Source organism: Frankiales bacterium, assembly GCA_016125335.1.
In the GTDB taxonomy this organism is placed as follows: Bacteria; Actinomycetota; Actinomycetes; order S36-B12; family CAIYMF01; genus Longivirga.
On the sequence record WGLY01000005.1, the window covers coordinates 1 to 11,976 of the forward strand.

Annotated in this window: 12 protein-coding genes and 1 tRNA gene; 9 read left to right on the plus strand and 4 right to left on the minus strand. The window is 73.8% G+C overall.

The features are described from left to right. Positions 1-173: 173 nt before the first annotated feature. From GC157_03480 to GC157_03490, 3 genes are read right to left on the minus strand one after another with little or no spacing between them, the layout of a single operon-like run. A complete protein-coding gene (locus GC157_03480) occupies positions 174-2,597 on the minus strand; it encodes an ATP-binding cassette domain-containing protein (GenBank protein ID MBI1376531.1) in 2,424 nt (807 codons plus the stop codon). Between the two features lie 33 nt (positions 2,598-2,630). Continuing rightward, positions 2,631-3,029, minus strand: coding sequence for a VOC family protein (locus GC157_03485; GenBank protein MBI1376532.1), 399 nt, complete (start codon positions 3,027-3,029; stop codon positions 2,631-2,633). A 48-nt stretch (positions 3,030-3,077) separates the two neighbouring features. After that, positions 3,078-3,917, minus strand: a complete 840-nt coding sequence (locus GC157_03490; protein MBI1376533.1) for a DUF2236 domain-containing protein — start codon at positions 3,915-3,917, stop codon at positions 3,078-3,080. A gap of 237 nt (positions 3,918-4,154) precedes the next feature. On the opposite strand from GC157_03490, the gene GC157_03495 reads away from it, so the two are divergent. The 9 genes from GC157_03495 to GC157_03535 all read left to right on the plus strand — a co-directional run bounded on the left by GC157_03495 (position 4,155) and on the right by GC157_03535 (position 10,759). Beyond that, positions 4,155-5,432, plus strand: a complete 1,278-nt coding sequence (locus GC157_03495) for a phosphopyruvate hydratase (GenBank protein MBI1376534.1) — start codon at positions 4,155-4,157, stop codon at positions 5,430-5,432. Positions 5,433-5,451: 19 nt separating this feature from the next. Beyond that, a complete protein-coding gene (locus tag GC157_03500; GenBank protein ID MBI1376535.1) occupies positions 5,452-6,042 on the plus strand; it encodes a septum formation initiator family protein in 591 nt (196 codons plus the stop codon). After that, positions 6,039-6,539 carry a DUF501 domain-containing protein gene (locus GC157_03505; protein MBI1376536.1) on the plus strand — a complete coding sequence of 167 codons (501 nt, stop codon included), beginning with the start codon at positions 6,039-6,041 and terminating at the stop codon, positions 6,537-6,539. Before GC157_03500 ends, GC157_03505 begins: the two co-directional genes overlap by 4 nt. Then, entirely contained in the window at positions 6,536-7,447 is a 912-nt protein-coding gene (locus GC157_03510) for an exopolyphosphatase (GenBank protein ID MBI1376537.1), read from the plus strand. Before GC157_03505 ends, GC157_03510 begins: the two co-directional genes overlap by 4 nt. A gap of 94 nt (positions 7,448-7,541) precedes the next feature. Further along, positions 7,542-8,003 (plus strand): glutathione peroxidase, encoded by a 462-nt coding sequence (locus tag GC157_03515; GenBank protein ID MBI1376538.1) that lies wholly within the window; start codon positions 7,542-7,544, stop codon positions 8,001-8,003. A 90-nt stretch (positions 8,004-8,093) separates the two neighbouring features. Further along, a complete protein-coding gene (locus GC157_03520) occupies positions 8,094-9,461 on the plus strand; it encodes an NAD(P)/FAD-dependent oxidoreductase (GenBank protein ID MBI1376539.1) in 1,368 nt (455 codons plus the stop codon). 94 nt (positions 9,462-9,555) lie between these two features. Further along, positions 9,556-10,074, plus strand: a complete 519-nt coding sequence (locus GC157_03525) for an ACT domain-containing protein (protein MBI1376540.1) — start codon at positions 9,556-9,558, stop codon at positions 10,072-10,074. A 33-nt stretch (positions 10,075-10,107) separates the two neighbouring features. After that, on the plus strand, positions 10,108-10,629 hold the full coding sequence (locus GC157_03530; protein MBI1376541.1) for a formylmethionine deformylase: 522 nt from the start codon (positions 10,108-10,110) through the stop codon (positions 10,627-10,629). A 56-nt stretch (positions 10,630-10,685) separates the two neighbouring features. Further along, positions 10,686-10,759, plus strand: a tRNA-Leu gene (locus GC157_03535). Positions 10,760-11,037: 278 nt separating this feature from the next. Here the strand turns inward: GC157_03535 and GC157_03540 are convergent. After that, positions 11,038-11,976 (minus strand): DUF222 domain-containing protein (locus tag GC157_03540; protein MBI1376542.1); only part of this gene is annotated, 939 nt, incomplete at its 5' end.

An 11,976-nucleotide genomic window follows, 5' to 3' on the forward strand; every position in this document is an offset into this window, starting at 1 on the left:
AGACGGCCTCGCCATGCTCCGGCAGCACACGCGCCGCCTCGCGCACCCTGTAGGGAACGAGGGCCAGCAGCTCGTTCTCACCGCCGAGGAGTCGGGGCTCGCCCACTCCTCGCTCGCTGTCCACGCGAGTCAGAATGCCGGGTAGCGCGCGGGGGTGGAAGAGCAGACCGCTGTTAGCGGGAGCGCGTGCGGGCGGGGTGGCGGGGGCGGGCGGTAGATGCCACGTAGGCAGCCAGGTGCTCGCCGGTCAGCGTGGAGCGCGCGGCGACGAGCTCGGCCGGGGTGCCCTCGAACACGATCAGGCCACCGTCGTGCCCGGCGCCCGGGCCGAGGTCGATGATCCAGTCCGCGTGCGCCATGACGGCCTCGTGGTGCTCGATGACGATGACCGAGCGGCCGGAGTCGACGAGACGGTCGAGCAGGCCGAGCAGCTGGGCGACGTCGGCGAGGTGCAGGCCGGTGGTCGGCTCGTCGAGCACGTACACGTCGCCGGACTCGCCCATGGCGGTCGCCAGCCGGAGGCGCTGCCGCTCACCGCCCGAGAGCGTGGTGAGGGGCTGGCCGAGAGTGAGGTAACCGAGGCCGACGTCGGCGAGCCGCTCGAGCACGGCGTGCGCCGCGGGGGTGCGGGCCTCGCCGTCGGCGAAGAAGTCCAGCGCCTGTGCCACGGGCAGCGCCAGCACCTCGCTGATGTCGAGTCCACCGAGGCGGTACTCGAGCACCGCGTCGTCGAAGCGACGGCCCTCGCACACCTCGCAGGTGGTGGCGACCGAGGCCATGATCGCGAGGTCGGTGTAGACGACGCCGATCCCGTTGCAGCTCGGGCAGGCGCCCTCGGAGTTGGAGCTGAACAGCGCGGGCTTGACGCCGTTGGCCTTGGCGAAGGCCTTCCGCACCGGCTCGAGCAGGCCGGTGTACGTGGCGGGGTTGCTGCGCCGGGAGCCGCGGATGGGGGTCTGGTCGATGGCCACGACGCCGTCGCGCCCGGAGACGGAGCCGTGCACCAGCGAGCTCTTGCCGGAACCGGCCACGCCGGTCACCACCACGAGCACGCCGAGCGGGATGTCGACGTCGACCGAGCGCAGGTTGTGCAGCGAGGCGCCGCGGACCTCGAGGGCGCCGGACGGCGCGCGCACCTCGGGCTTGAGCGTGGCGCGGTCGTCGAGGTGGCGGCCGGTGATCGTGCCGCTGGCCCGCAGGCCGGCCGGGGTTCCCTCGAAGCAGACCGTGCCGCCGTCGGCGCCGGCGCCCGGTCCCAGGTCCACCACGTGGTCGGCGATGTCGATCACCTCGGGCTCGTGCTCGACGACCAGCACGGTGTTGCCCTTGTCGCGCAGTGCCAGGAGCAGGTCGTTCATCCGCTGCACGTCGTGCGGGTGCAGGCCGGTCGTCGGCTCGTCGAACACGTAGGTGACGTCGGTGAGGGCCGAGCCCATCTGCCGGATCATCTTGGTGCGCTGGGCCTCGCCACCCGACAACGTGCCCGACGGGCGTTCGAGCGACAGGTAGCCCAGGCCGACGTCGACGAACGAGTCCAGCGTCGCACGCAGCGTGGCGAGCAGCGGCGCCACCGACGGCTCGTCGAGCGAGCGGACCCACTCGGCGAGGTCGGTGATCTGCATGGCGCACGCCTCGGCGATGCCCACCTTGCCGATCTTCGACGAGCGCGCCGCCTCGCTGAGCCGGGTGCCTCCGCACTCGGGGCAGGTGGCGAAGGTGACCGCGCGCTCGACGAACGCGCGGATGTGCGGCTGGAGGGCGTCGACGTCCTTGGACAGCATGGACTTCTGGAGCTTGGGGATCAGGCCCTCGTAGGTGAGGTTGACGCCGTTGACCTTCACCTTGACCGGCTCGTGGTAGAGGAACGCGTCGAGCTCCTTGCGCGTGAACTTCCGGATCGGCTTGTCCGGGTCGACGAGTCCCGAGTTGGCGTAGAGCCCGGTCGTCCACCAGCTGTCGACCTTCCAGCCGGGGATGGTGAGAGCGCCCTCGTTGATGGACTTGGTGTCGTCGTAGAGCTGGGCGAGGTCGATGTCCGACACGCTGCCGCGGCCCTCGCAGCGCGGGCACATCCCGCCGATGCGGGTGAAGGTGCGCCGCTCGGTCTTCGCCACCGGGCCGCGCTCGACCTTGATCGCCCCGCTCGCGCGGACCGTGGGCACGTTGAACGAGAAGGCCTGCGGCGAGCCGACGTACGGCCGTCCGAGCCGGCTGAACAGCACCCGCAGCAGCGCGTGCGCGTCGGTGACGGTGCCGACCGTGGAGCGCGGGTCGGCGCCGAGGCGCTGCTGGTCGACGACGATGGCCGTGGTGAGGCCCTCGAGGACGTCGACGTCCGGCCGCGCCTGGGTCGGCATGAAGCCCTGGACGAAGGTGCTGTAGGTCTCGTTGATCAGCCTCTGGGACTCCGCCGCGATCGTGTCGAACACCAGCGAGCTCTTGCCCGAGCCGGACACGCCCGTGAACACGGTGAGCCGGCGCTTGGGCAGCTCGACGCTGACGTCCTTGAGGTTGTTCTCGCGGCCGCCGTGCACCCGGATCATGTCGTGCGCGGCAGGTGCGTGCTCGGCGCCGCGGCGCCGCGAGGACGTGGCCATGAGCTCTCCCGGTCCGTGCTGCGCGCCCGGGCGCTACGCCTGGGCGATGCGGACCAGGTTGCCCGATGGGTCGCGGAACGCGCAGTCGCGCGCCCCCCACGGCTGCGACACGGGCTCCTGGAGCACCTCGGCGCCGGAGGCCCGCACCCGCTCGAACGTGGCGTCGAGGTCGTCCGCGGCGAAGATCGCCGCCTGGATCGACCCCTGGGTCACGAGGGCGAGCAGCGCGTCGCCCTCCTGCTGCGAGCGACCCCCGTGCGGCTGGAACAGCACGATGCCGACGTCCTGCCCCGGGGCGCCGACGGTGACCCAGCGGAAGCCCTCGTTCGAGACGTCCATGCGGACCTCGAGGCCCAGGGCGTCGCGGTAGAACCCCAGGGCCGCGTCGGGGTCGTGGACGGGGACGAACATCGTGGAGACGGTGACTGCCATGCCGCGACACTAGGCGGCCCGCTCGGTCCCGTGCTTCTCCGATCCTGCTCAGCCGGCGTCGGTGCCGGTGCCCGCGTCGGTGTCCGGCGCGAGGCCGAGCCGGATCCGGGCCGCGGCCAGGTGCGGGTTGGTGCGGCGGCCCTCCGGCAGGGCGACGAAGGCGGTGCGCAGGGCGCGCGCCGTGAGGGTGGCCTGCACGTCGGTGGTGGGCAGGCCCGGCAGGGCGAACATGCGCCGGGCCCAGCGGGGGAGCAGCGCCACACCGGTGACCGAGGCGAGGGTCCACAGCGGCCGCGCCGGGGTGAGCCACTCCACCCGGGGCGTCATCGGGGGCCACAGCAGGCCGCGCACGGCTTCGCGCGCCTCGGGGGTGACGTCGAGGATCGGCCGGACGTCGTGCAGGTAGTCGCGCACCTGCGCGACCGTCGTGGGCACGTCCGCCACCACGCAGCCGGCCAGCCGCGCGGCCACCACCTGCTCCTCGACGTACGTGTCCGCCTCGGCGTCGGTGAGGGGCGCGCCGGACCGACGGTGCGCGTCGAGCCAGGAGTCCACGGCGCCGACGTGCACCCACAGCAGCCAGTCGGGCCGGTCCAGGCGCAGCGCCGCGTGGATCCGTCGCACCCGGGCGGCGGCAGCCTCGGCCTCGGCCTCGGTGCCGTAGGTGATCGCGTTCACGTAGCGGCCGGTGCGCGACAGGCGTCCCCAGGCGTCGTCGCGCGCGTCCGTGACGTCGGCGAAAGCCAGCATGACCTCGGGGTGGAGCGACTGCAGCGCCAGGGCCCGGATGCCGCCGAGGACGCTCGCCGGGTCGTGGTGCACGCGCCAGGACATGCTCGCCGGGCCGAACAGGCCGGGGTCCGGCGTCGTCCGGTCGAGCGTCTCCATGGGGGTGAAGCCGCTGCGGATCCCGGTGCGCGGCAGGTCCGGGCCCGGGGCGGCGGGGGCGGACGGCGACGCCGTCGCGGGCAGCTCGTCGATGCTCATGACCCGTCCAGGGTGCCTCGCCCGGCGCGGGCGCGCACCCCGGCCGCCCGCCCGGCGACCGGGGCGGCGTCGGCCGGCCCCGGGCCGATAGGGTCGTGACGGATTCGTGACCAGCACCGCACCCCCCGGGAGAGCCCTGTGGCCAGCATCGACGCCGTCATCGCCCGCGAGATCCTCGACTCGCGCGGCAACCCGACCGTCGAGGTCGAGGTGGGCCTCGACGACGGCACGGTCGCCCGCGCCGCCGTGCCCTCGGGAGCGTCGACCGGCGCCTTCGAGGCGGTGGAGCTGCGCGACGGCGGCGACCGCTACGGCGGCAAGGGTGTCGAGCGCGCGGTGCTCGCGGTCGAGGACGAGATCGGCCCGGAGATCCTGGGCTTCGACGCCGCGGAGCAGCGGCTCGTCGACCAGGTGATGATCGACCTCGACGGCACGCCCAACAAGGAGCGGCTCGGCGCCAACGCCATCCTCGGCGTCTCGCTGGCCGTGGCCAAGGCGGCGTCGGACTCCGCCGGCCTGCCGCTGTTCCGCTACGTCGGCGGCCCCAACGCGCACGTGCTGCCGGTGCCGATGATGAACATCCTCAACGGCGGCGCCCACGCCGACTCCGACGTCGACATCCAGGAGTTCATGGTGGCGCCGATCGGCGCCGAGAGCTTCCGCGAGGCGCTGCGCTGGGGCGCGGAGGTCTACCACTCCCTCAAGTCGGTGCTGAAGAAGGAGGGCCTGGCCACGGGCCTCGGCGACGAGGGCGGGTTCGCGCCCAACCTGCCGAGCAACCGCGCCGCGCTCGACCTCATCTCCACCGCCGTCGAGCAGGCCGGCTTCACCCTCGGCTCGGACATCGCCTTCGCGATCGACGCCGCGGCGTCGGAGTTCTACCGCGACGGCGCCTACCAGTTCGAGGGCACGGCCCGCAGCGCCGAGGAGATGTCGGCCTACTACGCGTCCCTCGTCGCCGACTACCCGCTCGTGTCGCTCGAGGACCCGCTCGACGAGAGCGACTGGGACGGCTGGAAGACGCTGACCACCGAGGTCGGCGCTCGCGTGCAGATCGTGGGCGACGACCTGTTCGTCACCAACCCAGAGCGCCTGCAGCGCGGCATCGACACCGCCACGGCCAACGCCCTGCTGGTGAAGGTGAACCAGATCGGCTCGCTCACCGAGACGCTCGACGCCGTCGCGCTGGCCCACCGCAACGGCTACCGCTGCATGATGAGCCACCGCTCGGGCGAGACCGAGGACGTCACCATCGCCGACCTCGCCGTCGCCACCGACTGCGGCCAGATCAAGACCGGCGCCCCCGCCCGCTCCGAGCGGGTGGCCAAGTACAACCAGCTGCTGCGCATCGAGGAGGAGCTCGACGACGCGGCGCGCTACGCCGGCCGCGCGGCGTTCCCGCGCTTCGCGGGCTGAGGACGTCAGACTCGACGTCGTGAGCGGACCGGCGCGACGGGCTGCGGAGCGCCAGGCGGCGCGCCGCGGCGCGACCACGCGCCCCTCGTCCGGCTCCACCTCCGCGCGCAGCACGACGGCGCGCACCGCCCGGAGCGCGGGCACCGGCGCCGACGCGACGTCGACGCGGACTGCGCGCGCCGCCGTCGCGGCCCGGCCGAGCCTGACGGGGCGCGCCGTCGTCCTGGCGATCGTGCTCGCGCTGCTGGTCTTCACCCTCGCGGTGCCGGCCCGCTCCCTGCTCAAGCAGCGCGCGGACATCAACGCGCTGCGGGCGCAGAACGCGGCCACCCAGGCGCGGGTCGACGACCTCACGGTGCGCGAGGAGCGGCTCAAGGACCCGGCCTACGTCACGTCGCTGGTGCGCGAGCGGCTGCACTACGTGCTGCCGGGGGAGGTCGGCTACGTCGTCCTCGACCCCAACGAGGCCCCGGCGCCGTCCGCTGCGCGCACCGACACGCCGGTCACCGCGTGGTACTCCTCGCTGTGGTCGGCCGTGAGCACCACCGACCAGGCCGGCCAGCCGCAGCCGGCCACCGGGATCCCGGTCCGTCCCAACGCCCCGCGATGAGCGAGCCCGCCACCGCGGCGGACCTCGCCGCCGTACGCCGCCAGCTCGGGCGCGAGCCCCGTGGGGTCCGCGCGGTGGCGCACCGCTGCCCGTGCGGCGACCCCGACGTCGTGCAGACCGAGCCGCGCCTCCCCGACGGGACGCCGTTCCCGACGATGTACTACCTCACCTGCCCCCGCCTCGCCGGGCTGATCGGCACGCTCGAGGCCGGTGGCACCATGAGGGAGATGCAGGACCGTCTCGGGAGCGACGCCGCGCTGGCCGCGGGCTACCGGCGTGCGCACGAGGCGTACCTCGCCGAGCGCGAGGCGATCGAGCACGTCGAGGAGATCGCTGGCGTCACCGCGGGCGGCATGCCGTCGCGGGTGAAGTGCCTGCACGTGCTCGTCGGCCACGCGCTGGCCGCGGGGCCGGGGGTGAACCCGCTCGGCGACGAGGCCCTCGCGATGCTCCCGCAGTGGTGGGCGGCCGGTCCCTGCACTCGGGAGGAGCCGTGAGCCGCGTCGCCGCGATCGACTGCGGCACGAACTCCCTGCGCCTGCTGGTGGCCGACGTCGACGCCGGCACGCTGACGGACCGCCACCGCCAGATGGAGATCGTGCGGCTCGGGCAGGACGTCGACCGCACGGGACGCTTCGCGCCGGAGGCGCTGGCCCGCACCTTCGCCGTGTGCGACCGCTACGGCGAGCTGGTGCGCGAGCTCGGCGCGGAGCGGGTGCGGTTCGTGGCCACGTCGGCGTCGCGCGACGTGCAGAACCGCGACGAGTTCGTCGCCGGTGTGCTCGCGCGGATCGGCGTCGAGCCCGAGGTGGTGAGCGGCGACCAGGAGGCGCACCTGTCGTTCACCGGGGCCACCCGCGGCCTCCAGGGCGCGCAGCCGCCCTACCTCGTCGTCGACATCGGGGGCGGCTCCACCGAGTTCGTGCTCGGCGAGGCCGAGCCCCTCGCGGCGCGCAGCGTCGACATCGGCTGCGTGCGGCTCACCGAGCGCCACTTCCACTCGGACCCGCCCTCCGCCGACGAGGTGGCTGCGCTCCTGGCCGACGTCGATGCGGCGATATCCCATGCGGCACAGACGGTCCCGATGGATCAGGCCCACACGCTGGTGGGCCTCGCCGGCTCGGTCACGACGATGACCGCGGTGGCGCTCGGGCTCGAGGAGTACGACGCGTCCCGCGTGCACGGCACGCGGCTCTCGGCCGCCGAGGTGGCCGATGTGTCCGACCGGCTGCTGGCGATGGGGCACGACGAGCGCGCGGCGATCCGCGTGATCCACCCGGGCCGCGTCGACGTGCTCAACGCCGGCGTCCTCGTGCTGCGGCGGATCATGGAGCGCACGGGCCTCGCCGAGGTGCTGGTGAGCGAGCACGACATCCTCGACGGCATCGCCTGGAGCCTCGCCTGACGCACGTCTGGCGGCCACCAGGGGCCGTCCTGCGCGGGGGAGCGGCCCGTGCGAAGGTGGGTCGGTGACCAGCCTCCACGACATCCCGCTCACCATGCTCGACGGCCGCGAGACCACCTTCGGCGAGTACGCCGGGCGCGCGGTGCTCGTCGTCAACGTCGCGAGCCGCTGCGGCCTCACCCCGCAGTACGCCGGCCTCGAGCGGCTCGCCGAGACCTACGCCGACCGCGGGCTCACCGTCCTCGGCGCCCCCTGCAACCAGTTCCTGGGCCAGGAGCCGGGCACCAACGCCGAGATCGCCGAGTTCTGCTCCACCACCTACGGCGTCACGTTCCCCCTCACCGACAAGCTCGAGGTGAACGGCGAGGGCCGCCACCCGTTGTTCTCGGTGCTGACCGAGGCCGGCGACGCCGACGGCCACACCGGCGACGTGCGCTGGAACTTCGAGAAGTGGCTGGTCTCGGCCGACGGCGACGTGCTCGCGCGGTTCTCGCCGAAGACCGAGCCGGACGACGCCGCGGTCGTCTCCGCGATCGAGGCCGCGCTCCCGGCGTAGCCCGCCCGGGTGGCCCGCGGGGCCACAGTCGCCAGGCTCCCTGGCCGTTACGGCCCTGCGGGCTCGGTGAGGGTTGCCTAACCTGGAGGCATGACCAGCACCGAGCGCACGCCCCTGCCCCCGCGCATCCTCATCGTGGGAGGGGGCTACGTCGGCATGTACACGGCGCTGCGGCTGCACCGGCGGCTGCGGCGCGGCGAGGCTCGGGTGACCGTCGTGGACCCGCGGTCGTACATGACCTACCAGCCGTTCCTGCCGGAGGCGGGCGCCGGTTCGATCCAGCCCCGGCACACCGTCGTCCCGCTGCGCCAGACGCTGCGCGACACGGAGATCGTCACGGGCGCCGTCACGCGCGTGGAGCACGCCCGCAAGGTGGTCACGGTGGAGCCGCTCGAGGGCGAGCCCTACGAGCTGCCCTACGACGTGCTCGTGATGGCGGTCGGGTCGGTGCCGCGGACCCTGCCCATCCCCGGGCTGGCCGACTGGGGCCTCGGGTTCAAGAACGTCGAGGAGGCCATCGCCCTGCGCAACCGCGTGCTCGAGTGCCTCGACATCGCGGAGAGCGCGACGGACCCCGAGATCCGCGAGCGCAACCTCACCTTCGTGTTCGTCGGCGCGGGCTACGCCGGCACCGAGGCCCTCGCGGAGACCGAGGACCTGGCCCGCTACGCGACGCGCTACTTGCGCAACGTGGAGCCGTCGGACCTGCGCTTCGTGATGGTGGAGGCCTCCGACCGGATCCTGCCGGAGGTCGGCGAGGACATGGGTCGCTGGACCGTGGAGCAGCTGCGCGAGCGCGGCATCGCGGTCAAGCTCGGCACGCGGCTGGAGTCGACCGTGGACGGCCACGTCGAGCTCTCGGACGGCACGCGCATGCTGTCGGACACCGTGGTGTGGACCGCCGGCGTGAAGCCGCACCCGCTGCTCGCCGCGACCGACCTCCCGATCGACGAGAAGCAGCGCCTCGTGTGCCGCCCCGACCTCGCGGTCGACGGCATCGCCGACGCGTGGGGTGCCGGCGACTGCGCGGCCGTTCCCGACCTCACCCATCCCGGCGCGTTCACCTCGCCGTCGGCCCAGCACGCCGTGCGCCAGGCCAAGGTGCTCGCGGACAACATCGTGGCGTCGCTGCGCGGGCTCCCGACCGAGGAGTACCGGCACCGCTACTTCGGCTCGGTCGCCTCGCTCGGCCTCTACAAGGGCGTCGCCCAGGTGTACGGCGTGAAGGTGAAGGGGTTCCCGGCGTGGTTCCTGCACCGGACGTACCACATGTCGCGCGTGCCGACGACGCGCCGGAAGGTCGCCGTCGTGACCGACTGGACGATCGCGTTCCTGTTCCGCCGCGACGTCACCAGCCTGTGGAGCATGCACGAGCCGCGCACCGCGTTCTCCGAGGTGGCGCACGCCGCCGACGCCGCGCAGATGGCGGCCGCCGAGGCGCGCCAGTCGCGCGGCTGATCCCCTCCGCGACGCCGGGGGACGGCGCCTGCCGGTCGTGCGGGTGCGGGTGCCCGTCGCCGGCCGCGCGCGGGGCGGCCCGTAGGCTCCACGCATGACGCGCAGCCTCGCGGTGACCGTGCTCGGGCACGACCGTCCCGGCATCATCGCCGACGTCACCGGGGTGCTGGCCGAGCTCGGCGGCAACCTCGAGGACTCCTCGATGACGCTGCTGCGCGGGCACTTCGCCTGGACCCTCGTGGTGGCGGTGGACGCCGACGCCGCGACGGTGGCCGGGCGGCTCGAGCACCTCACCGCGCAGGGACTGGTGGTCTCGGTGCTGCCGGTCCCCGAGGCCGACCACGGCGCGGCCGCCGGGTCGTCGTGGCTGCTCTCCGTGCACGGCGCCGACCGGCCGGGGATCGTGTCCGGCCTCACCCGGGTGATCGCCGAGGCCGGCGGCAACGTCACCGACCTGACCACGCGGCTCGGCACGGGGCTCTACGTGCTCGTCGCGGAGGTCGCGCTGCCGGGCGAGGCCGACGTCGAGGCGCTCACGGCGCGGATCGCCGAGACGGCGTCGGGCCTCGGGGTCCACGCGACGCTCGTGCCCGCCGAGTCGGACGTGCTGTAGGACCTCGTGCCCCTCGTCGACGGGCGGATCGTCATGCCGCCGCTGCCTGCCGGGCGTGTGCTCCCGGTCGTCACCGCACCCGCCGAGGTGCTGTCCTCACCGTGCGCCGACGTCGACCCGGCCGACCCGGCAGTGGTCGCCCTCGCCGCGGACCTGCTCGCGACGCAGCGGGTGTCTCCCGGCTGCGTCGGCCTGGCGGCCAACCAAGTGGGCGTGCCCTGGCGGGTGTTCTCCCTCGACGTCTCGCGGCACCCGAAGACGCGCACGACGCACGGCGAGTACGTGCTGGTGAACGCCCGCGTGGAGGCGGCGTCGCGCAACGAGAAGTCGCGCGAGGGGTGCATGTCGGTACCGGACTTCACCGGCGACGTGAAGCGCGCCTCGCGCCTGGTGGTGCGAGGCCTGCTCCCGGGGTCCGGCGAGGAGGTGGTGCTGGAGACCGACGCGTTCGAGGCCCGGGCGCTCCAGCACGAGCTCGACCACCTCGACGGGTTCCTCTTCCTCGACCGCGTCGCCGGGGCGCACGCGATCTTCCCGAGGCAGACCTACCTGTAGACGCTCGGCCCCGTGGATACTCGGTGCCGGAGCCGCCGGCCACGTCGCGCGGCCACGCCCCCGTAGCCCAACTGGCAGAGGCACGCTGCTTAAACCAGCGTCAGTGCGGGTTCGATCCCTGCCGGGGGCACTGCCGGGAGCACAAGCGACTGAGGCTGTCGAGCGACAGGGCAGCTCCACCCACATCGTCCTCGGGTTCGGTTGCTGCCCCTTCGGGAGCACAAGCGATGGAGGCGAGAGCAGTGCGAGCTCGCTCGTACTGCCGAGCCGGTTGAGCTTGTCGGACGAGAGGGCAGTTCCAACGACCGGCCCGCCGGGTTCGCATGCTGCCCTCTCGGGAGCACGAGTCGCGCACCGATGTCGGACGGGGTGCCTCGGGGCAGGCTCGACGGCCCGGATCTCGCCGGGTCAGAAAGGTGGTCGCTCGGGTGGATCTGCCGGGCCGACGGGAGAGCCGTCCTCCGGCGGGACGGGTCCTTCACCCGCCTGTGCTCCCATGCCCGGGCGTGGTGGTTCGACGCCGCCGGCGGCGGGTGGCGCGGCCGGCCGGGCGGGTCGTGGAGGTTCGAGGACGGCTTGGGCGGGGATGCGGATGCGCTGCCGCCAGCGCGTGACCCACGTGCCCGAGCCGTCAGCGGCGCTGTCCTCGATGGTCGCGTGTCCCGCGGTCTTGACCTGGTGGCAGCGCGAGCAGAGCCCGCCGCAGTTCGCCGTGTCGCTCGCACCCCGGGGGAACGGGAGCGCGTGGTCCATCTCCTGCGCGCGGCGGGTGCACCCGGGTCGCCGGCAGATGGGGTCGCGGTGCAGGACGTGCTCACGCAGCGGACCGGGGAGGTACTGCCGCGTCCCGTAGTCGAGCAGGTGCCCGTCGACCGGGTCGACGACCAGACGGCGCCACCAGTCGGCGACCGCGGCGACCTCACGCGCGATGGGCGCGGGGATCGGGGTGCCGTTGAGCAGTGCCAGTCCGTCGCGCTCCCCGCGCAGGGTGTCGAGGTCCATGACGACGTGCAGCTCGGTCTGGGTGCGGGACGCGTCGTAGACCAGCTCGCCCTCCTCGCCGCGGGTCCCCAGGACGAGGGCGGCGAGCGCGTCGGCGCGGCACGCACCGGAGGCGGCGTCGTCGTTGCGTGCGCGCAGGGCGTCGGCGCCGCCGCGCTGCGTGCGCAGCGCCTTGCCCGCGGCCTGGATCGCGTCGAACACGGCGTCGATCACCGGCGCCTGGTGGGTGACGCCGAGGAAGGCCATGCCATCCCCGATCGGCTGCCGGTACACGTCCCGCGTCGCCGCGGCCTTGTGCGCGCGGACGGTCGCGTCGGGGTCGTGGCGGGCGATGAGCTTGTCGAG